Genomic DNA, 26,460 nt, shown 5'->3' with positions numbered 1-26,460 from the left:
AAAAATAGGCATTCTCTCCCCTTCAAAAGGAGTGAGAATGCTTATATTTTCTCCCTTATTACTGAGACAACCGTTTAGCCAATTCATAAAGCTCCATGTTGAATTGTTTTTTGGAGTTTACTACCAGATCGATATCGGTTACCGTAAGCTCTCCCTTGATGATGCCGCACGCTTTACCGGAGACGCCCTCCAGCAGCTTGCGCACTGCAAAATCGCCGAGGTTGCTCGCCAAAATCCGGTCGTTATGCGTCGGCGTACCGCCTCTTTGAATATGGCCAAGCACGGTCACACGCGGTTCGATGCCGTTGCGCTTCGTAATTTCCGCGGCAATATCTTCCCCTTTTCCTACCCCTTCGGCAACAATAATGATACTGTGGCGCTTGCCCATTTTGAAATTTTCGGACATCCGGTTCGCGATCTCATCCAGATCATACGGAACCTCCGGCACCAGAATGGTCTCCGCCCCGCTGGCAAGTCCCGAGTACAATGCGATATCTCCGCAATGGCGGCCCATGACTTCAACGACGGAAGATCGTTCATGGGAACTCATGGTGTCGCGGATCTTGTTGATCGCGTCCACGACAATGCTGACGGCCGTATCGAAGCCGATCGTAAAATCGGTAAAAGGAATGTCGTTGTCAATCGTGCCCGGCAAGCCCATCGTTTTGATCCCGAGCTTGTTGAGCTTGTTTGCCCCTTGATAGGAGCCGTCCCCGCCGATGACAACCAGACCGTCGATGCCCCGCTTGCGCAGGTTCTCCGCGCCGAGCTGCTGCCCTTCCGGCGTCAGAAACTCCTTACAGCGGGCCGTCTGCAGAATCGTTCCCCCGCGTTGAATAATGTCACCCACGCTACGCAGGTCCATCTCGCGAATATCGTCGTTAATCAGGCCGGCATAGCCGCGCTGAACGGCGAATACCTCCAGCCCGTGATACAGGCCGCTGCGAACGACAGCGCGAACGGCCGCGTTCATCCCTTGCGAATCCCCTCCGCTTGTAAGTACTGCGATTTTTTTTACCGACATGATGATTCCTCCTTGTTGATAAAGCACACCATTAATTATCGTTGGAATTACGAGTTTTTGCGAATCCAAATGCTGTTAACGAGGAAAAACATCCGCATCAGCGGACTGTCCTTCATCAACTGCCGGGAAACCCGTTTGACCTGCCGCTGCTTTCTGACCTTCGGATCGGACAAGTAAAGCGCAAGCAGCCCTTCGATGATCATCCGGTGAAATGCGGCATGCTCCAGCCTCTCCGATGTGCGTTTGGCCTCCTTCACAATCAGTGCAATCCGCTCAACGGTCTTGTCCATATTGTCATAATAGCTGCAAAAATTAAGATCCCCGCCAATCGCGTCTTCTTCCTGGTCGATCAAATAATCAAGCAAAATATGCAGTCCGCAAATATACGGAAAATAAGCGACATGGATGTTCCGCACGGTTTCCGGACTAAGTTCGGGCTCGGATGCCGCTAGGAACAGCACAAAAACGCCGAGAGTGGATCCCGTCGCAGCGGCAAATTCATTCCATCCTATAGAGGGATAGCGTTCCCGGTGCATCTCCCACCAAGACAGCAGCGCATCCTCGCGCAAAGGCTTGGCCATATGCTTGTAAACTTGCAGATCGCAATACAAGCTGACGAGTTCCCGAACGGAAGAAGCCGCCGGCGCATAGGACGGAAGCATGCGAATGCTGGCCTGGCATGTTTTGACAAGCTCATTCAGGTAGTTTCCGTCTTCCTGCTCCTTATGAAATTCGTAATAGTCGTGCAGCGGCGCGGACGGATCCACCGCATCCAGCATTGATTGATGCAGCCGACGGAAATCCTCCGGATCGAGCGATGTGCTCCGGTCGCACAAATTGTCCAAATAATCGCTGATCGTTTGAAAAGCGGCGATGAGCGGAATGAGTATATGCCGCATCGACAGGTTCGCCGCCGCATATACGGCTCCGCCTTCACAGTGAAACTGCTTTGAGGTTAAGCTGTTAATCGCCTGCTTGCGCAGCTCCGCATCCGGGATCTGTTCCGCCTTGGAACGCCAATGATCCAGCTGTTCCCGGACAGCGGGAAGAACGTGGCGATAAACGCGAAGCATAAGCTGCAACGGGCTTCTGGGAACTTGAGGATTGCGGTTCAAGAAAATCAGAATAACTCCCTTTCGCCGCCACTGAACGCATAACCATGCCGGAGGAGCTTACGCATTTCGATCCATTGAATATGCTTCAGCAGCTCCTCTCCCCGCTCGTCGTTAGCCTTCGTGACTTGATACTCCACCAGATCCGTGAACCGAACCGGATCATAGCCGCTTGCCGATAACCATTGTTCAAACTGCTGCTTGAGCGCCGCGCTTTGGATATCCTCCAAACCCGTTTGTCTTATATACGCGAACGCTTCTTTGGCCACATCATCATATACCGGATGAGCACCCGCCATGCGAAACCAGTATTTCGCATTGCTGTAATCCCCTTCCATCCGATGCATGATCGAGTGCCAATAGCTTCCGGTCGGCGTATCGATATCCTGAGAAATGGCGTGCGACGGTTCCAAACTTTCGTTAAACAAGTGCAAGCCCGCTTTAACGGAAAGCGCATAGGATCGGCGTTCGCCTTCGAATCCGTCCACGGAGAGCTTCGTAATCTTGACATCCGTCAAATCGTCAAGCTCCTCCGTCGGATACAGCGAAGGCTTGTGAGCCGTCAGCTTCGCTGCAAGCTTGTATAAGCTTTCGGTCCAGGTCAAGCTTCTTACCTCCTCTATCAATCAGCGAATGGAATCTATTAGTGATGAGCCGCTCCCACGGCCATGTCCTGATGAACCCGAAACCATAAATGAAGCTCATTGATCGTACTGGCCAGATCTGCAATTTCAGTATTCAGGCGGCAGGAAACCGCAAAATTATCTTCTACGTTAAGCTGATCCTGTCTGGCGATGATCATCGTCTCCAGCCGCTTGATCCGATCCGGGATCATTCCCCGGATTTCCTCCCAGCGAAGAAGAATCTCCGCCTGCTCCTGCTCGCTGTAATCTTCAAAATTTTTCTCCAGGTGAGGCAGCGGTATACCTATCCTCTCATCCATAATAAAAGAGTAAGACATTTCTGTTCCACCTTTCTGTTCCGGATCACCGCAAAAGGCGCTGACAGCTTATCTATATTAATGTATCACGAACGCTTCACTGCTTCCAGTAGGAAAACAAATTTTTCTCCCCTGCCGGTCCGGTTCATGGTATAATGTGTGACATGTGAAAAGAGGGAGCCCGTCATGAACGCATCGGAACAAACTCGCATCACGTTTCGTCAGCTGCTTGCCTTCTTCCTTCCGCTAGGATTTTCGGCGAGCTTGGTTACCATATCCCATGTCATCATTAACAGCACATTGGCGCGATCTTCCCATCCGGAGATCATCATTTCCGCCTACGCTTTGCCGATGAGCATACTAGGCATTACCGAAAAACCCGCCGTTTTGCTGCGTCAAACCTGCTCAGCCCTCGTCCGCGACAGACAATCGTTTCGGGCGATGTCGCTTGTGGGCTTTTATGTGCTTGGCTCGGTTTCTCTCATCGGTCTTCTCATCAGCTACACCTCTATCGGTCCGTGGGTGTTCGTGCATTTGTTCGGAGCAGAGGAAAGCATGATCGCCCCGATGGTCGACGTGTACCGGGTGCTGATGTTCGTCAGTATTTTTTCGGGCATCCGCTGTATTTATCACGGAATCATCATCTATAACATGCGGACGAAATGGCTTACGATCGGAATGCTGATCCGTTTGGTCGGCATGTACTCGCTCTCGCTGTATTTTATTAAAACCGGGGTTACGAGCGCTACGGTCGGTGCGATCATCTTCCTCACCGGGATGATCATTGAAGCGGCCGTCAGTTACTGGGAAGGCCGGTCGCTGCTGCGCAGCGTCATTCCGGAGAAGCATCCCGGGCATTCCATCGAGAAATCTTCGCAAGTATTCGGATTCTACAAGCCGTTAATGTACTCGTCGTTTATTGCGGTGATCTCCATCCCCGCCATCAATGCGTTTCTCGGCAAAACGACGGATATTCAGCTGTCCATAGCAGCCTTTGCCATCGCAGCCAGCCTGACGCAGCTCGTACAAAGTTTTTTTACTTACGTGCACCAGCTAGTTCTGAATTTTTACCGCAAGGATCCGGAGTCTGTGCTTCGCTTCACGCTGATGATCTCGTTGATTCCCGGCCTGCTGATTGCCGTAATGTCCTATACGCCTGCCGGTCCTTGGTTTATGGAGCATGTGATGGGAGTGAACGAGAGGTTGCTGGAGGCGAGTCTTGCTACGCTCCGTGTGTTTATGATCATGACCTTGATTTTCCCTTGGCTGGATTACGGGAACGGACTGCTGATGCTGCGCAGCCAAACGAAGGTGATGGTTTGGTCTCAGGCTGCAAACGTGTGCGCCACCCTGCTGGCTTTATTTCTGTGCATCGCTTTTAGTCCCGGCTGGAACGGGATGATCGGCGCCTTGGCGCAGTCGCTCGGCACAGCCGCAGAAGCCGCCGTAGTCTGGTTCGTCATCCGGGAGACGGCCAAAATGGAGGGTAAAATCCCCGGACCGCCGCTTTCTGCCGCAGGAAACACAAAAGAATTGAGTGAAAATGCATGAGTGAGCGATTAATCAGAGGTAATGCTGCAACGCTTTGCTGCTTTACCTTCTCTATATATACGACGGTTGCCGTTATTACTTCTTATTTTCCGCTTTACTTTTTGTCCAAGGGATTCTCAACGGTCCAAATTGGCCTCTTGTATTCTGTCGGCCCGATGCTCGGTATCGTGTCCAACCTATTCTGGGGCGTGGTGAGCGACCGATGGCAAACGGTGAAAAAAATAGTCATCCTGGTTCTGATCGGACAATGGCTTACCGCGGCTTTCATCTTCCGCACCGATGCGTTCGGTCTTCTGATGGTACTGATGGGGAGCTTTTATTTTTTTCAATCCCCGATGAGCTCGTTGAACGATAGCCAAATTCTGCTGACGATCAAAAACACCGGAAAGAGCTATGCTTCCTTCCGCGTTTGGGGTTCGATCGGCTTTGCCGCCGCTGCACTGGTCTTCGGCAAGCTGTTGAAAGACTTCGGCATAGAGCTGACGGCTGTATTGATGATGATAACGATCGGCTGCTCCCTTCTTTTATCCTTGATGCTGAAGGACGCCCGCCAGACGGGTTATAAGAAACCGGATTTCTCCGGACTCGTGCCGATTGTCACCTCCCGCTCGTTTCTCGCGTTCCTGCTCACGGTCCTCGTAATCTCCGTGGCACACCGGATGAATGACGGCTTTCTGGCCCTCTATCTTGAACGCCTTGGCGCCGATCAGACCATCGTCGGATGGTCCTGGATGGTTTCGGCCGTGAGCGAAATCCCTATATTCTTTTGGCTTAGCAAGCATGGCCATAAATACAAGGAGCTGCCTCTGCTCATCATTTGCTGCCTCGTATACTTGGCCCGCTTTTTATTGATGAGCGTTATAGACAACCCGCTGTGGGTTATCGGGATTCAATTCATGCACTCCGTCTCCTTCGGGATCTTTCTGTTCACCGTCATCCGCTATATTCAAAGCGTGGTGCCCGACCAGTTTCGTGCCAGCGGCCAGGCGCTGTTCGCCATCACCTGGTCCGGGCTGGCCGGTTTAATTAGCGGTGCTTTGGGCGGAACCGTCTTTAACTCCTGGGGACCGCACGCCATGTACGCCTTGGCGTCGGCATTGGCTTTTGCCGCGATGCTGGGTTTCCTGGGGCTTCACCTTCGAACCAGAGGGCGTACGGCCCTTCATGAGTTGGAACAGGGTCCCTCCTGATGGAGGGACGACCGCACCTGTCGGCAAAAGAGAAAGGCGAGCTTAAAGGCGGGCGCCGCATTGTGCAGATCGGCATGGAAACGATGGAGAAGACGGATCGTCTCCGGGATCGGCGAAGGCGAAACCGTTGAGTTGTCTTTTCCTCTGACGAACGGTATAATAAGGGATAATTTAGTACCAAGTACTAAGCAGTAAGCTGACGGCTTGCCATACGGAGAGGATGAACCATACATGACTGACGACATCATGACACTGCCCTATCAGGATTTCAAATCGATCCTGCTGGATCGACGCAGCATTCGCAAATTTACCGAGCAACCGGTTTCGATTGAAGATATTCGCGACATCATCGATTGTGCCAGATACGCCCCGAGCGATACGAACTCGCAAACCTGGGAATTTATCGCCGTTATGAATCGAAATAAAATTAAAGAAATCGAACGGATGACCTGGGAGCAGCTGCACCTCAAAGCCGCAGAAGCCGAACGGCGGGGACTTTCCAGGGAAGCGCGGCTGCTGACCAAATCCTTCGGACCTTATGCGACTGCATTCGCCGATGCCCCGGTGCTGATTATCTGCTTGGCTACGCCCTACAACTCCAAGTTCCGCGAGCGGATTTTCGATCCGATCCAATTGGTTGATGACGCGATATGGGAAGAAGAAGGTATCAAGAGCAGCTGCTTGGCCGCACAAAACCTGATGCTCGCCGCACATGCCCGCGGACTTGCCACATGCCCAATGACCGGCCCCGTCCTGCTCGCCGGCGAGCAGCTTCGCGCTTACCTGGATATTCGCCCGGAGTGCCAGATCAATATGGTCATCGCGCTCGGGCATCCGGCAGAGCGTCCTGCACGGCTCGCGCGTAAAGAAATTGACGATATTCTTCGTATTGTGGAGTAATATCAACAGCAGCTTTTGCGGTAATCGAGTAGGAGAGGGCGACTAACCCCCGTCCTCTCACCTATGAAAACATGCAAATCCCTTGTTCAAAAAATATGTATTATGAGGGAATGCTCATCTGAAAATTCCTCTAAATTTTCAATCATGCTGAATAGCTCATCCATGGAAGCATCGTACTCCGCGGCTTGCTTTTGCATCTTCTTAAGCTTTCTCTCCAGCAAGTCCTTCCGCAGATCCCTATATTCCTCTTGCCTAACCAACACAGCCCATATGATGTGCAGTAACTTGCGAGCCGTTGCTACAATCGCAATCTTATGCCCTTTCTTCTCCTTCAACCCTAAGTAAAAAGCACGTAATTTCCCCTTGCTCTGAATGGCTCGCTGCGCGCATTGTACCAGAATCCATCGCAGTGTTGCTCGGCCCTCTTTCGTTATGTTCCCCGTATAACGCGTTTTTCCGGATTGATGAACGGATGGCACAAGTCCGGCATAGCATGTGCTGGCTTCTTTGGAGAAAGAAATCTTGTCACATCCCCAATTTCTGCAAGGATGGTTAAAGCACTCAACACCGATATGCCCGGTATACCCATAAGTAAGGGTACATTAGGGTTTTTCTTGGCCCTTGCAAACCAATCTGCTTCTAATGCGTTCATTTCTTGTTGGACAAAATCCAATAACTTCAGTGATGAACATAAAACGATTTGTTCCATTGCCGGCAGCGAAACCTTGATTTAGCAAAAAGAGCGGTTCTTGGATTTATTCCAAGAACCGCTCTTATCGGCTTGTTGTTGTGGCACTAACCTATAAGAAAACTACCTGCACATGAAAGGAGCCACCGCAAAGCAGCGGTACGTTTTCTTGTGAAATCAAGGAGCAAGTACTAGAAGCCAGTCATTTGATTTCCAGAGAAACATTATATCATGCTAACCCGTAAAGGGTAGTTATAGTTTAGTGTTAAGCTTACAGCTTTTGAACGTTAGCCGCTTGAGGACCACGGTTTCCTTCAACGATTTCGAATTCAACGGATTGGCCTTCTTCCAATGTTTTGAAGCCTTCGCCTTGGATTGCGGAGAAGTGAACGAATACATCGTCGCCGCCTTCTACTTGAATGAATCCGTAGCCTTTTTCTGCGTTAAACCATTTTACTGTACCTTTCAATGAAAACAACCTCCTAGATGTATCGCCATCAAGGGCGAATGGTTCAATTATAGCACCCTTATAAGGATAAATCAACACAATGAAATTTATTCGAAATCGCTTTTTTGTATACGCAATAACTGGTTCGATCCGGGGATGAATGGAAGCGATGAAGGCATCAAAGTTAGCTTCTGCTCCTTCCCTTCCAGCCCTTTTAAAAGGCATTTAAGGAAAGGATACCTCTCCCACCCGAGTGTGACTAGCGGATACAAACGAATCTCACCGCCCGGACGGCAAACGCGAAGCATCTCCTTTATCGCCTCCAGATGAAAATCAGATACAAAAACAAGAAGTGGCTGCACAGCACAAGTCCCTGTGAATTGTCCTCCACCGGCAGCTTTGGGAGCATCCCTGCCATATAATTTTTCTTGCCGCGGGCCTTATAGTCTTCAATAAAGCGGCCGAGCGACGCTTCACGCATGGATCTGTGATTCCTGAGACTTCCGTAATACGTCCAGTCGCAAACCCTCTCCAGCCCGGCAAGCTTGTGAGTAGATACCTGAATTTCCTTCTTTCCGTGTTCAAACAGCTCTTCAGGCGTCATGGCGTACAAGGGATCGACTGCGGCCGCTTCCCACCCGCGATCTGCCGCCTCAGCCACAAAGGATGAAGCCCCTGCGGCAATATCCAGGATAGGGCCAGCCCCAAGCACCTCTTCATCCAGTGAGAACCATGCGCTCATATTCCACATAGGAACGGCATGTCATGGCAACGCCTGCTTGTTCGTACTTTCTTGCTTCTCCACTCATCTCAAAATCCACTCTCCTCATCTGTTCCTTATACGCTTCAGCGCCGGCCGGAGGGCCGGCGCTGAAGCGTATAAGGAATTATATCATACACCCAACAAAAAGCGTCATTGTTTCTTTTCCTTGATTTTCCCTTACAGCTAAGGTATCATTTCGCGCATAGACGGTGTTCAAATATATCATAATAGAACGGAGCTCTTGAAAATGATCAAAAAACACACAATTTACAAGAAGGACAAATGGAATATGATGACGGTAGAGGTTAACGGAAAGCAGCTGATCCTGCGGGAAATATCCGAAGATTGGGGAGAAGAATGCCACACATTCCTGAGCCGTCCGGAGATGATGAGCTGGGTTCACGAGCGATTCCCCAAAGACCGTTTTCAAGGCACGGAAGAAGAGTATGAGGCTTTAATCGAGGCTTTCCGTCAAATATAATTCCATAAACGTTACGACATGAAACCGACAAAATTAGGCTTGACTTGCAGCTTGTCCACTCGTTATAATGAGGGCAATTACATAAGGATGTCCTCCAAAGGGGAGTAGCTGTCACAATAAAGTCGTCAGTTCGGGTTTTTGATAAACCCCGGCTTTATTGGCAACGAAACGTTGTTAGCAAGACCTTTGCCTATTGCGGTAAAGGTCTATTTTTGATTGAAAACGACCTTTACCGTATCGGTAGAGGTCATTTTTGTGTAAAAATCATTTAGATGAAGGAGTGGTATTTAAAAATGGACTTCCTTACACTGGATTATTTCATCAAATTGTTCAACATCATCTTGATCGATTTGGTGCTCGCCGGGGACAACGCCATTGTTATCGCATTGGCCGCCCGAAATTTACCGAAAGAACATCAGAAGAAAGCGATCATTTGGGGAACCGTAGGCGCCGTTATCATACGGATCGCCGCTACGTTGGCCGTTGTTTGGCTCCTGCAGCTGCCTTTCCTCCTGCTCATCGGAGGCGTACTGCTGGTATGGATCGCGTATAAACTGCTCGTGGATGAAAAGGAGCATAACATCGAAGCGAAGCCTCAGCTCTGGCCTGCTATCCGAACCATCATTATCGCCGACGCAGTCATGGGCTTTGACAATGTCATCGCCGTGGCAGGCGCAGCCCACGGCAGCTTCGATCTGGTAATCATCGGCCTGATCGTCAGTGTCCCTATCATGGTTTGGGGCAGCACGCTGTTCATTCGTTTGGTCGAAAAATTCCCTGTTATTATTACGATCGGTGCCGGGGTGCTCGCGTACACTGCAGGTTCCATGCTGACGGGGGATCCTTTTGTCAAAGGCTGGTTTGATGAAAATCCTGTAATGAAGTGGGCATTCATCGCCATTGTCGTCATCGGCGTCATTCTCGCCGGTTACTTGAAGAAGCTGTCAAAAAACTTCATTTCCATCAATGAACAAGGACAACTGACCATCCCTGACAGTATAAAAAATGAAGCTCAAATCGAAGCTAATGACAGCTTTGAAGCAAAAGTCGATGATCAAGGCCGCATCGTATTGGTGAAAGTCGCCAAATCCGAGGGCTGACCAATAAAACAATCCGGCGGTATTCTCGCCGGGTTGTTTATTTTTTTCCAATGAAAACCATCGTCTTCGGGCGTATTATATTTTCGCATCCTGCAGCCGACTCTCCCCTTCCTGATTTCAGGTATATCTTGCCTATGGAAACGCAGGAATTTCAACCTTTGTGGCGAAACTACTTAGCAAGAGGTGATTCTGTTGAGCAATGCGGCATCCGTTGTTACGTTTATGATCTTGTCCTTTTCTTTGGCACTCGTATTAATCATGAAAAGAGATACGCTGCCCCCCGGAGTGAAACGTCCTCTGGCGATCATCGCACTGGTGCTGGTTTCTTTTTCCTTCGTGCTGATGATATTCAGCTTTTTTGCCGCTCCCGCTTAGAGGCATTAGACTTCCTTCCATGATTTTCATATACTAATATTTAAGCCTCGCTCCGGTCATACTAAGGAATGCTTTCCAGACCAACCCCTATTTTCCATGGAGCGTGAGCAAATTTGAGAATCATGCCTTTGCTGCTGTGCGGCATGCTGTTGTCCGGCTTGCTGAGCGCATCCGCGATGCAGACGGATGCAGCGGCCAAACCATATCATATGACAAGGAGGGCTCCCATGAATCAACTGCCAAAGCGTAAGGACGTAGCCTTGGAACACCGCTGGAACCTGGAAGACCTTTTTCCAAATCAACAGGCTTGGGATAAGGAGTATCAACTGGTCAAGGATGACCTGAAAGAAATCGGGCGTTTTGAAGGTAAGCTTAACGACCCGGCTGCGATAAAAAAATGCTTCGAGCTGGAGGACAAAATTTCCCTACATACCGAACGACTGTATGTATACGCCAACATGAAGCACCATGAAGATATGGCGGATCCTACATATCAGGCCTTATCCGATAAATCCAAAAAATTAAGCGTCGAAGCCAACGAAGCCATGTCGTTTATTTCCCCGGAAATTTTGAGCCTGACAGACGAACAGCTGCATAAGCTCGTCGAAAACCCAGAGCTTTCCTTTTATAAGCGCACGCTGGAGGAGATGATCCGCCAAAAGCAGCATGTGCTCAGTAAAACAGAAGAAGCGCTGCTCGCCCAAGTAGGCAATCTTTCGCAGGCTCCGGGAACCATCTTCGGCATGCTGAATAACGCCGACTTAAAATTCCCCAAGGTAAAAAATGAGCACGGCGAAGAAATCGAACTGACACATGGAAGATATATTCAGTTCCTCGAAAGCAAAGACCGCGAGGTCCGCAAGCAGGCTTTTGAAGCGATGTATTCCACTTACGCCAAGCAAAAAAATACCCTTGCCGCTACGTTGGCCGCGAACGTGACCAAGAACATCTTTTATGCGAAGGCGCGCAAATACCCTTCCACGCTGGAGATGTCCCTCTTCGGCGATAATATCAAAAAGGAAGTTTATACGAACCTGATCGACGCCATCCACGAATCGCTGCCTTTGATGTACCGTTACATGGAGCTGCGCAAAAAGCTGCTGAAAGTGGACGAATTGCACATGTACGATTTGTTCGCTCCGCTCGTCGACGAGTACAAAATGGATATTACGTTTCCGGAAGCGAAGCAAATGGTCAAAGAAAGCTTGAAGCCTCTAGGCGACGATTATCTGGGCATCCTGCAGGAAGGCTTCGACAACCGCTGGATCGATATTTACGAGAATGAAGGCAAGCGCAACGGCGCCTACAGCTGGGGAGCTTACGGGACCCATCCATATGTGCTGCTGAATCATAAAGACAATCTCAACAGCATGTTTACATTGACGCATGAAATGGGTCATGCGCTTCATTCGTATTTATCCGATGTCAACCAGCCTTACCGTTACGCGCAATATACGATTTTCCTGGCGGAGGTCGCCTCTACGCTTAACGAAGCGCTGCTGATGGACTATATGTTGAAAAAGTCGACGGACAAAAAGGAAAAAATGTACCTGCTTACCTACTATATGGACCAATTCCGGACGACTGTCTTCCGCCAGACGATGTTTGCCGAATTCGAGAAAATCATTCACGAAAAAGCGGAGCAAGGCGAATCGTTAACGCCTCAGCTACTCAGCCAAATTTACTACGATCTGAATGTGCTGTATTACGGCAAAGGCATGGTCGTAGACCAGGATATCGAGATGGAATGGGCGCGGATTCCGCATTTCTACAACAGCTTCTATGTGTATAAATACGCTACAGGATTCTCCGCAGCCACCAGCTTCGCCAAACAAATTCTGGAGGAAGGCGAGCCGGCGGTGCAGCGCTACATCGGTTTTCTGAAAAGCGGCGGCAGCGACTATTCGATTAACATTTTAAAACGGGCCGGCGTGGATATGTCCTCTCCGGAGCCAATCAAGCAAGCCATGAGCGTATTTAAAGAGCTGCTCGAACAAATGGAGGCACTGGCGAAATAACCATGCGCCGCAGGCTGAGACCGGTTCTCCCGGCTCAGCTTTTTTAAGCCTTATTATAGACACTCATGTAAAGGGGAGGGACTATGAAAGCACAGTGGTTTCTCATGTTCATACTTATTTTTGCCCTGATTACCGCCGTATTTGCAGTGATTAACGTAGAGCCGGTTCAGGTTAATTTTTTGTTCACGCAAGCGGATATCCCTCTCATATTGGTGATTATCGGCTCCACTTTTCTCGGAGGACTGATTGCCCTTTTTATCGGATTCATGAGACAGTTCAAGCTGCAGCGGACCATCAAGCAATTGGAGAAGCGGCTCGCAGAATCCGGGAACGGACAAGCCCCGGAGGAATGGAAGGACTCATCTTTATCCCCGGGGGATCGTGAAATCGTTCTCCCAAAGGAATCGCTCAACCCAAATTCCGAGGATTTTAAATCGTAAAAATCAAGTTTTAGTCAAATGCATTTGAAAATGAGCATTTTTCAACATTCCTCATTGAACTGAATGACGGCATTCATTAATATAGTACTATTAGCAGGGCGAAAGTCCTATACTATGAAGGAAGGATGCCGTCATCATGGATTTTCAATGGGCGGAAATTCAGGAAAAAGAGTTATTGGCCAGCTCATTTCACCAATCGGCTTTAAGTATGGCCCTTGTATCTGCTGATGGCTTTTTTATTCATGTGAATTCTTCATTTTGCTCACTTCTCGGATATGCGGAGGAAGAATTGTCCGATAAACCATGGAAATCGGTCATTCATCCCGATGACCGCGATCTCCTGTATTCGTTCCTGTCGGACAGTCCTGCCAACGATCGGTCGTTGAAGCAGCATGAAATCAGATATATCTGCCGAAATGGTGAAACCTTGTGGACTTGCGTCAGCATTTCTCAGATTACACCGTCCAACGGCATCCGTCCTTTATATTTCAAGCTGGTTCAGGATGTGACGGAGCGCAAACGCAAGGAGGACGACGCCAAGCAGGCTTGGAACGCCTTACTCGAAAGCGAACGAATGTACCGGATGATTGCCGATCATTCCACGGACATGATTTCAAAGCACGACAGGTCGGGCAGGTTCTTGTACGTCTCTCCCGCCTGCCGCAAGCTTCTCGGGTATGAACCCGAAGAACTGGTCGGCATCATCGCTTACGAGCTGCTTCACCCGGAGGATCTGGATGCCGTTCCCCAACCGCAAGACATCGTCGATGGCCGTTCCGATATTGTCCTTTTTTCATATCGTTTCCGCCGTAAGGACGGCAGCTATGTCTGGTTTGAAACCACCGGAAGTATCCTGAGAGGCGACGACGGGGAGTTTAAAGAAGCGCTGTGCACTTCCCGGGACATCTCTGCCAGAAAAAAATTGGAGCATCAGCTGCTTCAAACGAACGAATTGCTGCAGCAAATATCCAATATCGATGCATTGACCGGTGTGGCCAACCGAAGAAGATTCGATGAATGCTACGCGCTGGAATGGCGGCAGGCCCTTCGCTTCTCTACTCCGCTAACCGTCATACTAATCGATATCGACTATTTCAAAAAGTACAACGACACCTATGGGCACCAAAAGGGAGACCTTTGTCTGCAGCAAGTAGCCAATGCGCTGCGTGCGGCTGTCAAGCGTCCCGGCGATATCATTGCCAGATACGGCGGTGAAGAATTTGTCATCGTGCTTCCTTTTACGGATAAGCGCGGGGCACAGACGGTGGCCGAACAATTGCGCAGAGAAGTGGAAAGCCTGTCCATTCCTCACAGGCAATCCGATGTATCCCCCGTGGTGACAGCCAGCTTGGGAACGGCGACGGTCATTCCTACTCTGGAGATGACCAGCCACGAGCTCCTCCTGCAAGCGGACAAGGCGTTGTACCAGGCCAAAAAAGACGGACGAAACCGGGTCAAAACCTATGAACCCTCCTAAACGCAGCTGCGCCCTTTTCTTTATTGAAGAAAAGGGCGTTTTTAAATTGAAACAAATCGGGTGTGGTTTGCGTCAGTAGAGTTGAAAGCAAATCATGGAAATACATAAAAACGAATGGAGGGACTTATGTGAGAAAAACAACCCTGCTCTCATGCATGGTCGCGCTCACGCTGCTTGCTTCTAGCGTACCGGCTCAACAAATGCAGGCCGAAACGGAAAAGACGGTCGGCTTGAGCTTGAACGGAGAATCGGTCCGTTTCTCGATCCAACCCCGCTTGATCCAAAACACGCTGATGGTACCGCTGCGGGAGCTTTCGGAAGCTCTGGGTGTCACGGTGCAGTGGAACGAACGCGAACGGACGGCGATAGCCAGCAAAGGAGAGCGAAACATTAAGCTGAGCCTGGACAGCAACCAGGCGTATCGCGGCAGCACACCCGTAACGCTGGACGCGGCACCGGTATCGGATAACGGCTATATGCTTGTGCCGCTCCGTTTTTTCAGTGAATCTTTTGATTTTAATGTGTATTGGGATGGCGCCAACCGATCGGTGGACATCGTGGACGCGGACAAAAGCCTGCCCACGGTCGGATCGCTCGAACGAATGGAGGAGCTGCTGAAGGATTCCGCTGCGGTCCATGGCGGCATGCGTTTAATGGTTACCGATAAATTGGCTTCACAATCCGGTGCCGCCAAAACACCAACCAGTGAATCCGCCTCTACGGCTCCGACGTTTTCTGCAGCCCCCTCGCACTCCGGTACTAATGTACAGGTGGAAGGCGTGGATGAGGCGGATATCATCAAGACGGACGGCAAATACATTTATCAGGTAAACCGTGACCGGGTGATCGTATCCCAGGCCTACCCTGCCGATAGTATGAGCGTCGTCAGTACGGTGTACTGGGCCGACCCCCAATTTTACCCGCAGGAAATTTATGTCGACGGCAAGCATCTCGTGGTGATCGGCAATACCCATTATCCGATAAACGATAAGATAAAACCGTCTAATTCGGCCGCGCCGGCTGCGAGCGATCCCTCCACCCCGGTCAGCAGTCCGGCGGTGGATGCCCCAGCGACAAAAAGTATCAAGGTCGCGCCCGTACCCGAGTTTATAGAGCGAAAAAAAATGATCTGGCCCGCGCCTCAACGTTTCACCACCAAGGCGATCGTATATGAGCTGGGCGACCGTACGGAAATGAAACCTGTCCGAGAAACGGAACTCGAGGGAAATTACATTTCGTCGCGTAAAATCGGCGATTCGCTTTACATCGTCACCAACAAAGGGATGGATACGTATTGGCTTATGGACAAACAGATCAGCCCTGCGGAAAAGAAAGCGGCCCTCTCCACACCGGCTTACCGTGACTCTGCGGCCGGGGACTCGTTTATCACCATCGGCTACGAGGACATTCGATATTTCCCGAAAGCGGTGGAGCCGAATTATTTGCTCGTCGGCGGACTCAACCTCAGTAAGCCGGAGCAAAAAATGCAAGTGACCAGCTATCTCGGTTCCGGCCAATATGTGTATGCATCGCAAAACAATCTGTATATTACAGTGAATGAATACGAACCTGTTAAAGAAGAACCTGAACAATCGTCAAAGGCGGTTCCCGGAATCGGGCAGGAAATTATGCCGATCCGGCCGGTACCGGTCGAAACGAGCAGCGTCATTTATAAATTTGGCATGGATAACGGCACGGTCAAGTACCTCGGACGCGGCAAAGTGCCCGGACACCCGCTGAATCAATTTTCCATGGATGAACACGGCGGCTATTTCCGCATCGCAACCACCAAGGGAGACATGTGGCGCGACGATGAATTTACTTCAAAGAACAATATGTATGTTTTGAACGAAACGATGAATGTCGTAGGCAAAGTGGAAGATCTGGCCCCAGGCGAGCGCATTTACTCCGTACGTTATGCCGGAAGCCGGGCTTATATGGTTACCTTCAAGAACGTCGATCCTCTGTTTGTTATCGATTTGAAGGATCCTCAGGCGCCCAAAGTGCTGGGTCAGCTCAAAATACCGGGCTACAGCGATTATTTGCACCCCTATGACGAGAACCATATCATTGGCTTCGGCAAGGACGCCGTAGTAGTGGACAACAAAAACGGTTCCGGTTTCGAAGGCGGTCCTACTGCATATTATCAAGGCATGAAGCTGGCGCTGTTCGACGTATCGGATGTCGCCCATCCGAAAGAGCTGTTCAAAGAGTCGATCGGCGGCCGGGGCACGCATTCAGAGCTGCTGAACAATCATAAAGCCCTGCTGTTCTCCAAAGAGAAAAATTTGCTCGCTTTTCCGGTGACGGTTATGGAGGTCAAAGACAAATCCTCCGGCGGTGCTCCCGCAGATGCGACAAAATACGGCGAGTTCACGTTCCAGGGTGCATACGTCTACGGGCTGGATCTGCAAAATGGCTTCCAGCTTCGGGGCAGGATTACCCATTTGAGCGATGAAGACCTGCAAAAGGCCGGGCGTGAATGGTACAGCAGCGACCGCAACGTCGAACGGCTGCTCTATATCGGCGATACCCTGTATACCGCTTCGCCGGATATGCTGAAAGCAAACGATTTGTCCACGTTAACCGAAATCGGATCGCTCAAGCTCCCTCCATGGAAGCCGCGCCAATAACGGGCTTGGCAGCGGCTTCCTCATCGGGTACAATTACAAGTGTCAAATCCTATATGGAGGTAAGCCTATTTATATGGTAAACACCATCATTACCATCTCCGTCATTATTGCATTGGTTGTTTCGGGACTAACGATCTACGTTACTTACAAAGCCTATTCACGCAAACAAGACTAAACAATCCAATGCCACATGGCCAAGGCGATCAGACCTCCGAACGCGGAACTTAGGGCGTTAACCGTATCGTTGGTCATCAGCGCATGCCCACGGATTCGAACCGCCGCTGCCTCGCAGTGGCGGTTTTTTTCGATCTCTTTGCCGCACACCCGGCAGCGGTACATGACTTGGCAAACCGCACCAAACCAGGAGTCCGCCAACGACCCGGCCAAACCGCCGAGCAGGCCGATGAAGCACAAGGCCGCTGCGGACGGGAGAGGCCCTTGCGGCGACAGCAGCAGGAGCGGCCAAGCTGCGGCTCCGATGAACAGCCCGCCGGCCGCCGAGGCGGCGAGCCCAAGCGGTGTCACGCCGCCGGATGTCCCGGGCTCTACGGTGCGCAGGCTGACGATGGACCTGGGAACCGAGCGGCTGACGCCGCCGATTTCCGTTGCCCAAGTGTCGGCGGTAACCGTTGCCATGACACCGACAAAAGCGGCCCACCAGAGCGGGTGCGGAAACAACCAATATCCGATGCACAGCGCAAGCCCCAGCCCGCCGTTAGCCCAAACCTGTCCTGCATCACGCCTCCCCGATTTGGCATAGCCGCTTTCCGCGGCCTCTTTTCTTCGGCTTTTCCATTTGGACCATGCCGATGAGGTAATAAAAAAGGCAATCAGCGTCCCAAACCAGGGAAGGCTTCCTAACGCATACATCAAGGTGCCAAGCAGTACAGCCGCCGCCAGGCCTGAAATCGTCAGCGACTTTTTCCAATAGGCCGCTCCTGCGATTAGCAAACTCCCGGCAAGTCCAACCAGCAGATCCGCCATTTGTACTTCAACTCCTCTTCCTGAATAAAAAACACATTCGATCAAAGTTTGACAGCAGCTTTTCTTGCGAAAAGGAATATTCCCGTTGAAGTCCTTTCAAGGATGCCGGATCATCATCCCGGTTTTACTTAGCGCTTGACTGAACTTACTATTGTGCAGCATCAAGAAAACCCGGCCGCCGGCCGGGCAATTCTCTAGACGGGTGGGTATGGGGCCAATGATGCTGCTGTGGAATCACTACAGCTTCAAAAGAGGCTCGTTAAAATGTCCTGCCCTCTGCTGGCTGTTTCTTTTTTGCCAAGTCAGCTTCCACCTCATCCCACTATTGACGTACCCATTTCTGAAGCCGGAGATCGCCGACCACGTTTCTGCCTACCACACGCCGACCACTGCGTTGAAAATCAGTCTTATGGAGCGTCTTTTTTCATATGTACGGATTCATATGTACGGATCTATCATGTTCTGCTGCAGACTTTCTTTTGTGCCGATCCTGGGCCGGTTTGTATTTTCCTCATGGCCATTCTTTTGTTTACTCACCGGAAACAGGTTCTCCGGACTCGGCCATACCTCCCGGATTGGTTTGGTTACCGGTTTGCCCGGATTCGCCCACATTCGGTGTCCCGCCGGGTTTGACGGGATGATTTGTTTTTGCCGGTTCATCTGAATTAGGATTCGCGTTCGGTTTCGACGTTCCGTTCGATTTCGACGCTTCATCCGGCTTGGTCGTTCCGTTCAATTTCGGCGTTTCATTCCGATTCGCTGTGCTTCCGGATTTGGCTGATTCGCTTTGCTTTGCAGTATTGCTATCGGATTTGTTGCCCGGGTCCGCCTTGCTTCCCGATCGAACAGCCTGATTGGATTCTGTCGGCTTCTTGGTCTCGTTCACCGATGACTTCACTGCCGCCTGCCCCGTTGACGGTCGGGATGCTGCCGTAACCCGCCCTTCCTCATCAACCTGGGCATTAACCGAAATAGCAGTCAATTTGTCGAACAGCTTGCGGCCTTCCTCCTTTACCATACGGATTGGTTGAGCCCATTTGGTCAAGATAGGCACAAGCTGCAAATCGCAGCTTCCTTCTTTCGAGCAGGACGCTTCCAGTATCATACTTTCCCACGTAGCCGAATTTTCGTTGGTCGTAAAAATAAAGTTGCCGAGGCTATACGCAATCCACTTGCCCTTATACTGCTCGAAGCCCTGCAATACATGCGGATGGCTCGCGATAACCAGATCCGCACCTTGATCGATATACTGTCTGGCCAGATCGGTTTGCACCTTGATCGGTCGGTGATTTCGTTCTTCTCCCCAATGGGCGATGACGACAACGAGGTCGGCCTCTTCCCTGGCTTTGGCGATCGCCTGAAGCGGCAGCTTTGTCGTATAGGTTTCAGCAAGCCCCGGCTTGTTTTTACCCGCATACCAGCTTGCGGAATGAATCACCCGGCTGAACCCGAGAAACGCGATGTTCATTCCGTTATGCTCCATGATGACGTGACGGTACGCTTCTTCGCTGTCTCTTCCGGCCCCGACCCGCCTGATCCCCTCCGCATCCAGGTAATCCAAAGTATCGAGGAGACCCTCCACCCCATAGTCCATGCTGTGGTTGTTCGCCAAATTGACGAGATCCACCCCTGCTTTCCTGAGCTCGGAAAGGGCCAACGGCGACGAACGGTAAGCATAGGTCTTATCCTCCGGCGTGCCTCGGGTCGTAATGGGCGTCTCCAGATTGGCGACGGCAATATCCGCCTTCTCCAGATAGGAACGAACATATTTGAACGGATAATCATATCCGTGCTGCTTCAGGAGAGCCTCCACTTTACCCGCGAACATCACATCGCCGACAAAGGACATGTTCACACGATCCGCTGCTTTATCGTTATCTGGGGCGATATTCGCCTGTTCGTTTTCATTCACCGCCGGCGGCTTGTCCGCATCATCCTGCCGCGGCTGAACTCCTGCGCTTGGAGCTGGCGGCGTTTTGGCTCCTGACGCCGCTTCACCTTCCACCATACCATGAGGCCGATCAAGCTCCTGCATTAAATAGGCGAAGGCACCTATCGTCAAAACTGTCAACAAAGTGATCTTCAGCCATAACATGCGATTCATTTTTTTCTCTTTAAGACGCTTATGTTTTTCTGTACGTGATCTAATCGCAACCTACCCCTTTTTCCTCCCAACTGCCGGCAACCTCCGTGTACCATTATACCAAAAGGCCCTCCCCCGGTCATGGGCAATTGTACCAAAAATATGTTGCTGTTCCCCGCTGCCTTCTGGTATGATAGATATCCTTTCGATTTTCAGACTTACTCACCCCGAGCGGACTTAGGCATGATTGCACGAACCCATTCACTTCTCCACTGCCGTTACCAGTTGGAGAGAGTTTGAAACCTTGGAGGTGCCTATGCTTTTTCCCGTATTGGTTAAAAAAGCGTTCTCGCGAAACCTGCAGTACCGTTCCTCGCATGCGATCAATACCGTCGCGAGCGCCATGTTCGGTCTTATTTACGTTTCCATCTGGAAAGGAATCGGCGAGCCCGCGGGGATGAACGGCTACAGCCTGCAAAATGTCATCCATTATGTTGCGTTCAATCAGGCGGTATTGTGGATCACCTTGTTCATCACCAACGGACTTGGCATCGAACGTTCCGTTCGCAGCGGACATATCGCCCTGGACCTGATGCGCCCGGTTCATCTTTTCTATCAGTTGATGGGGCGGGAATGGGGACAAATCGGCTATCAGCTGATATACAAAACGGTGCCCATCTACTTCATCTATATCTGGACGATCGGTCTGCCCGTCCCTACAGACGCGGCAACATGGATCTTTACATTAACGTCGCTGGCATCCGCCTCTTATATGAACATCTGCATCAACTACCTCATCGGCGTCACGGCGCTTTGGACCACCGAGTCCAACTGGCTGTATTGGGTCCATTTTTCCGTCTCTTCCGTCCTCTCCGGCTTTCTGGTCCCGATCGAATGGCTGCCCGACTGGCTTTCGCGGATAAGCGCTTGGACCCCATATCCCTATATGCAGCACGTTCCAAGCAAAATCTATTTAGGCCTCGCTCCCCCCTCCACCATGTGTGGCGGTTTTTTGTGGTGCGCGCTGCTTACGGCGCTTTGTTTGGCAGCCACCGCGTTCGTTCGGCGCAAAGTGGAGGTGCAGGGCGGATGAACACGCTTCGAATGTATGTTCTGCTAATTAGAGCAAGCATCCGCAGCCGAATGCAGTACAAATTCAACTTCTGGCTGTCTACGCTGCTGGCCGCTGTAGTCAATGCGACCGATTTTTTACTGATTTCGATCATTTTATGGAAGTTCGATAACATCCAAGAATGGTCCCTGTACGATATCGGCTATCTGTATTCCACCATACTGCTGTCCAAGGCGCTCTATCGCAGCTTTGCCAACGATGTGCACCATCTGGAAAAATATTTGGTGTCGGGCGACCTCGACGGCCTGCTGATCCGACCGGTCCCCGTTCTGCTCGCGCTGATGTCGCAAAACTTCCGGCCCATGTTCGGCGAGTGCATCCAGGGTGGGATCATTCTGACGCTTTGCTTAAGCCACATGATGAGCATAGGGCAAGTCACATGGCTGGCGGTTCCTTTAACGCTGCTCATTCTTGTCACCGGAGCGGCCCTGCTGTTCGCGATCGGACTTGGCACCGCCACCTTCGGCTTTTGGATTACACGCATCAGCGACCTTCAAAATCTGACGGAAGACGCCGCCCGAACCGCCGTTCAGTACCCGATGGATCTGTACCCGCTTTGGCTGCGAACCGTTCTGCTTACGCTCATTCCCGTAGGAATGGCCAACTACATTCCCGCACTGTATGTGCTGAGAGGGGAATTCGGATGGTGGCTGCTGCCCGGCGTCATGCTGTTTACCGTTGTTTTTCTGGGGCTTATGCTGCGTTTCTGGAAGCTCGGCCTTACCCGCTATCAAAGCACGGGAAGCTGATGCAAGCCTGCATCCTTCCATAAATATAGAGAGGAGCTGCCGTTTGAATGATCGAAGTGAGAAATTTGCATAAAAGCTTTCGGCTCCCCCCGAACCATCCAAGCAGGTGGGAGCGGTTGAAGTCGGTACTCTCCGGGGCGGGTGCGGAAAAAATAGCCGTCCGCGAGATTAACTTCACCATAGAGCAAGGCGAATTTGTCGGATATATCGGACCGAACGGCGCCGGCAAATCGACCACCATCAAAATGCTGGCGGGTATCCTTCATCCCTCCTCCGGGGAAGTCCGCATCGGCGGACTTAATCCCCATAAGGACCGGCGGCGGGTAGCCTCCCGGATCGGCGTCGTATTCGGACAACGCAGCCAGCTGTGGTGGGATCTGCCCGTTCGCGATTCGTTCGATATTCTTGCCGCAATGTACCGCATTGACCCGCGCCGTAAAGCAAAGACGCTTGGCGAGCTGGACGAGCTTCTCGAGCTGCGCGATTTGATGGACGTCCCTGTTCGCAAGCTGTCCCTCGGCCAACGGATGCGTGCCGATCTGGCCGCCGCCCTGCTTCATGAGCCCGAATTGCTGTTTCTGGACGAACCGACGATCGGGCTGGATATTCTGGCCAAGCGAAATATCCGCAAGCTGCTGTCCACCGTTAACCGGGAGCTGGGAAAAACGGTGCTGCTCACGACTCACGATATGGATGACATCGAGCAGTTATGCAGCCGTGTGATGGTCATTAACCACGGGTCGCTCGTTTATGACGGAACGATCGGTCAGCTCCGCGAACGTATCGGGCTTCCTACCCTCCTTCAGGTTACCTTCACCTCGGAAGCGGACGTTCCGGGCCCGGATGCGTTACCCGAATTCAGCATCGCAAAGACGAGCGGCCGCGGGCTTGCGATTCATTTCAACCGGCGGGATATCCCTGCGATGGAAGTGCTCCGGAAGCTGGAATCGTTCGGTACGATCATCGACGTTCATATGGAGGAGCCTGATTTTGAAGAAGTGATTCATCAAATATACTAGCCCGGTATGTGGTATAATGAAAAACATATGAAAAAATGGAATAACAGGAGGCCATGGGTGACAATGGACAAAATCGCAGTCATTTCAGACATCCACGGTAACCTGGAGGCATTGAAAGCTGTTGTGCGGGACATCCGCTGCCGCGAGATCCGGCGCATCATTTGTCTTGGCGATCTGGTCGGCAAAGGCCCTCAGCCTTGCGAGGTGGTGGATCGGATTCGCGAGCTTTGCGAAGTGACGGTTCTGGGCAATTGGGAACACGGAATCAACCAGCCTCAAGATAAGGAATCCGGCTTGTGGCAGCAGGAACGGCTTGGAGCGGAACGGCTCCGTTATTTGCGGGAGCTGCCTTTTTTCGTGGATCTTCGGATGAGCGGCAGGCGTATCCGGCTGCTGCACGCTTCAGCGAAAAGCGTCTATCATCGCGTACCGCAAAAAGCGGACAAGAAAGAAAAGCTGGCGATGTTCGAGAACACCGAGCATACCGGAGGATTCCTGGGAACGGAGCATACGCCGGATGTGATCGGCTACGGGGACATTCACATCCCGTTCATGCAGACGCTCAAATCCAAACAAAGCAAAGGACTTTTGCTATTCAATACGGGCAGCGTCGGCGCTCCCTACGACGGACTGGCGCAGGCCAGCTACGTGATTCTGGAGGGTGTGGCGGACCTTATGGAGGAAGCCCCGTTCTCCGTACAATCCGTACGCGTCCCTTACGATATCGAGAAAGCCGTCGCTATCGCAGAGCAGGTCGGACTGCCTGAGCTGGAGCGGTTCCGTTATGAACAGACAACCGGCCTGGAACGTTGAAGCGCTGTAAGTTATCCATCCAAGCAAGGAAAGAAGGAACCTTTTTTGGAACGTTGGAAAATCAACTTAATCGTACTCTGGCTTGGACAATTCATGGTCATGTCCGGCATGACCATGATTATTCCGTTCCTGCCCCTATACATACAGGAAATGGGAATTCACGATCCGCATGAAGTGGCCGTGTGGGCGGGCTTGATCTTCGCCGCCAACTTTGTCTCATCGTTTATTTTTCAGCCGATCTGGGGAGGACTTGCCGACCGGTTCGGACGAAAGGTCATGCTCCTTAGGTCAGGCTTCGGCATGGCTTTTGTCATGATGTTCATGGGCATGGCCGCTACGCCTCTGCATTTGCTGCTGCTTCGTTTGGCTAACGGCGTTATATCGGGCTTTATGCCGGCCGCCGTCGCGTTGGTATCCGCGAATACGCCCCGTGAACGGATGGGCTTCGCCATGGGTACTTTGCAATCCGGCAGCGTGGCGGGCACGATTCTCGGACCTTTGTTTGGGGGAGTATTGGCGGAATGGGTCGGCTTTCGCCCCATTTTTTACATCACCGGGGGATTGTTGTTCGCCGCTTCCGTGCTCGCCGCGTTCTTGGTAAAAGAAAAATTCGACATCGAGCAAGCCAAAACCAGGCCAAAAATGTCGGTGTTCAGCGGGTTTCGCGAGCTGATCCGGATCCGCCAGCTGCCGGCTCTGTATTCCGTTACCTTCCTGATCCAGTTTTCGATTCTTAGCTCGATGCCGCTGATTCCCTTGTTCGTACAAGAGCTCCACGGCAGCGGCCAGCTGCTGGCCTTTTATGCCGGACTTGTCGGTTCGGTGACCGGCTTTTCGAACATGATCGCATCACCGCTGCTGGGCAGACTGGGGGACCGGCTGGGATCGCAGCGCATTCTGGCGATCGCTTTGATCGGGACGGGTCTGGCCTTTATTCCCCAGGCCTTTGTCACCAACATCTGGCAGCTGCTCGCCTCGCGTTTCCTGTTGGGCGTTTTTATGGGAGGGCTTCTCCCTTCCGTGCAGACCTTAATACGCCAGTATACACCAAGCGGCATGGAAAGCCGGGCCTATAGCTTTAATACGAGCGCCCTGGCTTTGGGCAATATGCTCGGACCGGTCATCGGGGGAGCCGTATCGGGGTTGATCGGCATCCGGGGAATCTTCATGACGGCCGCCGTACTGCTGCTGCTAAACGCTTTATGGGTCAGGCTCTCTCTATTCCCGAGAAATCAAGTGCAGAAAACAGGTTCGTAGCTTATCGCTAATAAAGGGCATCCCATTCGGGTATGAATGAGGATGCCCTTCAGATATGAAACCTGACGAGGAATGTACAGCAAAACAGCCTGTTACCCCATAGAGGTACCAGGCTGTTTCATTTAAGACTTTAGCAGCGCCGGATGAGCTCGGCCAGCAACGCGGTGCGCAGCGGTATCTCGTCAATCCGGACGTATTCATCCGGAGAATGGGCAAAGTCGCCTCTTGCGCCCAAACCGTCCAGCGTCGGTGTGCCGACGGCGGCGGTGAAGTTTCCGTCACTCACACCGCCGGTATGCGTCTCCGCCAGTTCGATTCCGTGATCCGTCCGGGCGATTTCCTGCGCCAAGGCGAACAGGGCCGCCGTACGGTCGGTACGTTCCATCGGAGGGCGCATCATCCGGCCGGTAAGCGTAAGCCGGGCTTGAGGGAGCGCCGGAATAAGCCGGGCAAGCTCCGCTTCGATGCGCTCCGCTTCGGCTGAGGTAGCCACGCGCACATCGATTTCTCCTTCAGCATGCTCCGCAACGACATTGCTCCCGATACCGCCCCGGATCACGCCGACGTTCACCGTAGTCCCCCGCGAAAGGTCCGTAAGCGCATGAAGACGCTGAATCTGACAAGCCAGCTCATGAATGGCAGATACACCTTTCTCCGGATTTACCCCGGCATGCGCCGAGATGCCCTGTACCGCAAGCTTATAGCGTCCGCTGCCTTTGCGGGACGTCTTGAGCGCACCGCTTGGCTCCATCGGCGGCTCCAATACGAAAGCGACAGCCGACAGTTTCGCCTGCTCCTCGATCAAAGCACGGGACGTCGGACTTCCCAGCTCTTCGTCGCTGTTCATGAGCAGTACGACTTTCTTATCCTCCGGAAACCGTCCGGAGTCCAACAGCGCTTTAAGTGCGAATATGGCCTGCAGCAAACCGGCCTTCATATCGTAAACGCCGGGACCGTAGGCTCGCCCGTCCTCGATGCGGAACGGCCTTCGGGCAGCTTCTCCCAGCGGCCAAACGGTATCGTAATGACCCAACAGAAGAATCTGTTTTTCCCCGCTTCCGACTTCGCACAAAAGGCGGTCGCCATACGTTTCGTTCGGAACCCGAATGACCCTGCCTCCGGTCAGCCGTTGAAATTGACGCGTAAACCAGTCGGCCATCAAATCGTTCTGCCGCTTGTCTGTAGACGGCGAATCGATATTCACACTCTCCTCCAGCAATCGAAGAATGTCAGGCATATACCCTTCAATTTGTTCTTTTATTGTCTGTAACTTCACCAAAGCA

At 51.8% G+C, this 26,460-nt stretch carries 27 protein-coding genes; 16 read left to right on the top strand and 11 right to left on the bottom strand.

Annotated features, from left to right (window positions below; translation table 11 throughout):
• Positions 1-58 precede the first annotated feature (58 nt).
• Genes pfkA through IJ22_RS02970 form a run of 4 tightly spaced genes read right to left on the bottom strand, consistent with a single transcriptional unit; the run spans position 59 to position 3,097 of the window.
• On the bottom strand, positions 59-1,024 hold the full coding sequence (gene pfkA, locus IJ22_RS02985; RefSeq protein WP_054819022.1) for a 6-phosphofructokinase: 966 nt from the start codon (positions 1,022-1,024) through the stop codon (positions 59-61).
• Positions 1,025-1,071: 47 nt separating this feature from the next.
• On the bottom strand, positions 1,072-2,097 hold the full coding sequence (locus tag IJ22_RS02980) for a tetraprenyl-beta-curcumene synthase family protein (protein WP_054819044.1): 1,026 nt from the start codon (positions 2,095-2,097) through the stop codon (positions 1,072-1,074).
• A 47-nt stretch (positions 2,098-2,144) separates the two neighbouring features.
• On the bottom strand, positions 2,145-2,741 hold the full coding sequence (locus IJ22_RS02975) for a hypothetical protein (protein WP_062407128.1): 597 nt from the start codon (positions 2,739-2,741) through the stop codon (positions 2,145-2,147).
• A 38-nt stretch (positions 2,742-2,779) separates the two neighbouring features.
• Positions 2,780-3,097: a hypothetical protein gene (locus tag IJ22_RS02970; protein ID WP_054819020.1), complete on the bottom strand. Its 318-nt coding sequence runs from the start codon at positions 3,095-3,097 to the stop codon at positions 2,780-2,782.
• A gap of 165 nt (positions 3,098-3,262) precedes the next feature.
• Here IJ22_RS02970 and IJ22_RS02965 point away from each other — a divergent pair, with 165 nt between their 5' ends.
• From IJ22_RS02965 to IJ22_RS02955, 4 genes are all read left to right on the top strand, one after another.
• Positions 3,263-4,627 (top strand): MATE family efflux transporter, encoded by a 1,365-nt coding sequence (locus IJ22_RS02965; RefSeq protein ID WP_062407126.1) that lies wholly within the window; start codon positions 3,263-3,265, stop codon positions 4,625-4,627.
• Positions 4,624-5,817: an MFS transporter gene (locus IJ22_RS02960; protein ID WP_062407124.1), complete on the top strand. Its 1,194-nt coding sequence runs from the start codon at positions 4,624-4,626 to the stop codon at positions 5,815-5,817. The genes IJ22_RS02965 and IJ22_RS02960 overlap by 4 nt, the downstream gene beginning before the upstream one ends.
• Positions 5,817-5,948 carry a hypothetical protein gene (locus IJ22_RS26980; RefSeq protein ID WP_256380586.1) on the top strand — a complete coding sequence of 44 codons (132 nt, stop codon included), beginning with the start codon at positions 5,817-5,819 and terminating at the stop codon, positions 5,946-5,948. The genes IJ22_RS02960 and IJ22_RS26980 overlap by 1 nt, the downstream gene beginning before the upstream one ends.
• A gap of 100 nt (positions 5,949-6,048) precedes the next feature.
• On the top strand, positions 6,049-6,717 hold the full coding sequence (locus tag IJ22_RS02955) for a nitroreductase family protein (protein ID WP_082660649.1): 669 nt from the start codon (positions 6,049-6,051) through the stop codon (positions 6,715-6,717).
• A gap of 86 nt (positions 6,718-6,803) precedes the next feature.
• Here IJ22_RS02955 and IJ22_RS27115 read toward each other — a convergent pair whose 3' ends face one another.
• The 4 genes from IJ22_RS27115 to IJ22_RS26650 all read right to left on the bottom strand — a co-directional run bounded on the left by IJ22_RS27115 (position 6,804) and on the right by IJ22_RS26650 (position 8,595).
• Positions 6,804-7,196 (bottom strand): IS110 family transposase, encoded by a 393-nt coding sequence (locus IJ22_RS27115; RefSeq protein ID WP_062407122.1) that lies wholly within the window; start codon positions 7,194-7,196, stop codon positions 6,804-6,806.
• Positions 7,148-7,426 carry a transposase gene (locus IJ22_RS25550; RefSeq protein WP_082660647.1) on the bottom strand — a complete coding sequence of 93 codons (279 nt, stop codon included), beginning with the start codon at positions 7,424-7,426 and terminating at the stop codon, positions 7,148-7,150. The genes IJ22_RS27115 and IJ22_RS25550 overlap by 49 nt, the downstream gene beginning before the upstream one ends.
• 250 nt (positions 7,427-7,676) lie before the next feature.
• Positions 7,677-7,874, bottom strand: coding sequence for a cold shock domain-containing protein (locus IJ22_RS02945; RefSeq protein ID WP_062407120.1), 198 nt, complete (start codon positions 7,872-7,874; stop codon positions 7,677-7,679).
• 292 nt (positions 7,875-8,166) lie between these two features.
• Positions 8,167-8,595, bottom strand: a complete 429-nt coding sequence (locus IJ22_RS26650; RefSeq protein WP_235594238.1) for a hypothetical protein — start codon at positions 8,593-8,595, stop codon at positions 8,167-8,169.
• Between the two features lie 268 nt (positions 8,596-8,863).
• Here IJ22_RS26650 and IJ22_RS02935 point away from each other — a divergent pair, with 268 nt between their 5' ends.
• From IJ22_RS02935 to IJ22_RS02905, 7 genes are all read left to right on the top strand, one after another.
• Positions 8,864-9,097, top strand: a complete 234-nt coding sequence (locus IJ22_RS02935) for a hypothetical protein (protein ID WP_054820221.1) — start codon at positions 8,864-8,866, stop codon at positions 9,095-9,097.
• 293 nt (positions 9,098-9,390) lie between these two features.
• Complete coding sequence (locus IJ22_RS02930) at positions 9,391-10,197, top strand: TerC family protein (protein WP_062407118.1); 807 nt, start codon at positions 9,391-9,393, stop codon at positions 10,195-10,197.
• Between the two features lie 183 nt (positions 10,198-10,380).
• A complete protein-coding gene (locus tag IJ22_RS02925; protein ID WP_235594237.1) occupies positions 10,381-10,572 on the top strand; it encodes a hypothetical protein in 192 nt (63 codons plus the stop codon).
• Between the two features lie 227 nt (positions 10,573-10,799).
• The gene (gene pepF / locus IJ22_RS02920; protein ID WP_082660971.1) at positions 10,800-12,590 is read left to right on the top strand and encodes an oligoendopeptidase F; all 1,791 of its coding nucleotides are present in this window, start codon (positions 10,800-10,802) and stop codon (positions 12,588-12,590) included.
• A gap of 83 nt (positions 12,591-12,673) precedes the next feature.
• Complete coding sequence (locus IJ22_RS02915) at positions 12,674-13,030, top strand: LapA family protein (RefSeq protein ID WP_062407112.1); 357 nt, start codon at positions 12,674-12,676, stop codon at positions 13,028-13,030.
• Between the two features lie 136 nt (positions 13,031-13,166).
• Complete coding sequence (locus tag IJ22_RS02910; RefSeq protein WP_062407110.1) at positions 13,167-14,507, top strand: sensor domain-containing diguanylate cyclase; 1,341 nt, start codon at positions 13,167-13,169, stop codon at positions 14,505-14,507.
• Positions 14,508-14,635: 128 nt separating this feature from the next.
• Positions 14,636-17,140 (top strand): beta-propeller domain-containing protein, encoded by a 2,505-nt coding sequence (locus IJ22_RS02905; protein ID WP_062407108.1) that lies wholly within the window; start codon positions 14,636-14,638, stop codon positions 17,138-17,140.
• Positions 17,141-17,311: 171 nt separating this feature from the next.
• On the opposite strand, the gene IJ22_RS02900 is transcribed toward IJ22_RS02905, so the two are convergent.
• Positions 17,312-18,124, bottom strand: a complete 813-nt coding sequence (locus IJ22_RS02900) for a DUF92 domain-containing protein (RefSeq protein ID WP_062407106.1) — start codon at positions 18,122-18,124, stop codon at positions 17,312-17,314.
• Positions 18,125-18,653: 529 nt separating this feature from the next.
• The gene (locus IJ22_RS02895) at positions 18,654-20,228 is read right to left on the bottom strand and encodes a CapA family protein (RefSeq protein WP_062407104.1); all 1,575 of its coding nucleotides are present in this window, start codon (positions 20,226-20,228) and stop codon (positions 18,654-18,656) included.
• A 295-nt stretch (positions 20,229-20,523) separates the two neighbouring features.
• Between IJ22_RS02895 and IJ22_RS02890 the strand changes: the two genes are divergently transcribed.
• From IJ22_RS02890 to IJ22_RS02870, 5 genes are all read left to right on the top strand, one after another.
• Positions 20,524-21,300, top strand: coding sequence for an ABC transporter permease (locus IJ22_RS02890; protein ID WP_062407102.1), 777 nt, complete (start codon positions 20,524-20,526; stop codon positions 21,298-21,300).
• Positions 21,297-22,088 (top strand): ABC transporter permease, encoded by a 792-nt coding sequence (locus IJ22_RS02885; RefSeq protein ID WP_062407100.1) that lies wholly within the window; start codon positions 21,297-21,299, stop codon positions 22,086-22,088. The genes IJ22_RS02890 and IJ22_RS02885 overlap by 4 nt, the downstream gene beginning before the upstream one ends.
• Before the next feature lie 47 nt (positions 22,089-22,135).
• Positions 22,136-23,107, top strand: coding sequence for an ABC transporter ATP-binding protein (locus tag IJ22_RS02880; RefSeq protein WP_062407098.1), 972 nt, complete (start codon positions 22,136-22,138; stop codon positions 23,105-23,107).
• Positions 23,108-23,170: 63 nt separating this feature from the next.
• A complete protein-coding gene (locus tag IJ22_RS02875; RefSeq protein WP_062407096.1) occupies positions 23,171-23,920 on the top strand; it encodes a metallophosphoesterase family protein in 750 nt (249 codons plus the stop codon).
• 45 nt (positions 23,921-23,965) lie between these two features.
• Positions 23,966-25,177, top strand: a complete 1,212-nt coding sequence (locus tag IJ22_RS02870) for an MFS transporter (RefSeq protein ID WP_082660645.1) — start codon at positions 23,966-23,968, stop codon at positions 25,175-25,177.
• Positions 25,178-25,307: 130 nt separating this feature from the next.
• On the opposite strand, the gene IJ22_RS02865 is transcribed toward IJ22_RS02870, so the two are convergent.
• The gene (locus IJ22_RS02865; protein ID WP_062410833.1) at positions 25,308-26,414 is read right to left on the bottom strand and encodes a M20 family metallopeptidase; all 1,107 of its coding nucleotides are present in this window, start codon (positions 26,412-26,414) and stop codon (positions 25,308-25,310) included.
• Positions 26,415-26,460 lie beyond the last annotated feature (46 nt).

Origin of the sequence: Paenibacillus naphthalenovorans (genome assembly GCF_001465255.1) — a bacterium.
Taxonomy (GTDB): Bacteria; Bacillota; Bacilli; order Paenibacillales; family NBRC-103111; genus Paenibacillus_G; species Paenibacillus_G naphthalenovorans.
Note: the sequence above shows the minus strand (reverse complement) of the source record. Positions and strands in the feature narration are given on the sequence as shown.

Bases quoted from the DNA above. Each gene is read 5' to 3' on its own strand.
- IJ22_RS02910 (WP_062407110.1), top strand. From the start codon at position 13,167: ATGGATTTTCAATGGGCGGAAATTCAGGAAAAAGAGTTATTGGCCAGC.
- IJ22_RS02930 (WP_062407118.1), top strand. From the start codon at position 9,391: ATGGACTTCCTTACACTGGATTATTTCATCAAATTGTTCAACATCATC.
- IJ22_RS02900 (WP_062407106.1), bottom strand. From the start codon at position 18,124: ATGGCGGATCTGCTGGTTGGACTTGCCGGGAGTTTGCTAATCGCAGGA.
- IJ22_RS02935 (WP_054820221.1), top strand. From the start codon at position 8,864: ATGATCAAAAAACACACAATTTACAAGAAGGACAAATGGAATATGATG.
- IJ22_RS26650 (WP_235594238.1), bottom strand. From the start codon at position 8,595: ATGAGCGCATGGTTCTCACTGGATGAAGAGGTGCTTGGGGCTGGCCCT.
- IJ22_RS02980 (WP_054819044.1), bottom strand. From the start codon at position 2,097: ATGCTTCGCGTTTATCGCCACGTTCTTCCCGCTGTCCGGGAACAGCTG.
- IJ22_RS02965 (WP_062407126.1), top strand. From the start codon at position 3,263: ATGAACGCATCGGAACAAACTCGCATCACGTTTCGTCAGCTGCTTGCC.
- IJ22_RS02960 (WP_062407124.1), top strand. From the start codon at position 4,624: ATGAGTGAGCGATTAATCAGAGGTAATGCTGCAACGCTTTGCTGCTTT.
- IJ22_RS02890 (WP_062407102.1), top strand. From the start codon at position 20,524: ATGCTTTTTCCCGTATTGGTTAAAAAAGCGTTCTCGCGAAACCTGCAG.
- pepF (WP_082660971.1), top strand. From the start codon at position 10,800: ATGAATCAACTGCCAAAGCGTAAGGACGTAGCCTTGGAACACCGCTGG.
- IJ22_RS02955 (WP_082660649.1), top strand. From the start codon at position 6,049: ATGACTGACGACATCATGACACTGCCCTATCAGGATTTCAAATCGATC.
- IJ22_RS02895 (WP_062407104.1), bottom strand. From the start codon at position 20,228: ATGAATCGCATGTTATGGCTGAAGATCACTTTGTTGACAGTTTTGACG.
- IJ22_RS02885 (WP_062407100.1), top strand. From the start codon at position 21,297: ATGAACACGCTTCGAATGTATGTTCTGCTAATTAGAGCAAGCATCCGC.
- IJ22_RS02865 (WP_062410833.1), bottom strand. From the start codon at position 26,414: ATGCCTGACATTCTTCGATTGCTGGAGGAGAGTGTGAATATCGATTCG.
- IJ22_RS25550 (WP_082660647.1), bottom strand. From the start codon at position 7,426: ATGGAACAAATCGTTTTATGTTCATCACTGAAGTTATTGGATTTTGTC.
- pfkA (WP_054819022.1), bottom strand. From the start codon at position 1,024: ATGTCGGTAAAAAAAATCGCAGTACTTACAAGCGGAGGGGATTCGCAA.
- IJ22_RS02880 (WP_062407098.1), top strand. From the start codon at position 22,136: ATGATCGAAGTGAGAAATTTGCATAAAAGCTTTCGGCTCCCCCCGAAC.
- IJ22_RS26980 (WP_256380586.1), top strand. From the start codon at position 5,817: ATGGAGGGACGACCGCACCTGTCGGCAAAAGAGAAAGGCGAGCTTAAA.
- IJ22_RS02970 (WP_054819020.1), bottom strand. From the start codon at position 3,097: ATGTCTTACTCTTTTATTATGGATGAGAGGATAGGTATACCGCTGCCT.
- IJ22_RS02875 (WP_062407096.1), top strand. From the start codon at position 23,171: ATGGACAAAATCGCAGTCATTTCAGACATCCACGGTAACCTGGAGGCA.
- IJ22_RS02915 (WP_062407112.1), top strand. From the start codon at position 12,674: ATGAAAGCACAGTGGTTTCTCATGTTCATACTTATTTTTGCCCTGATT.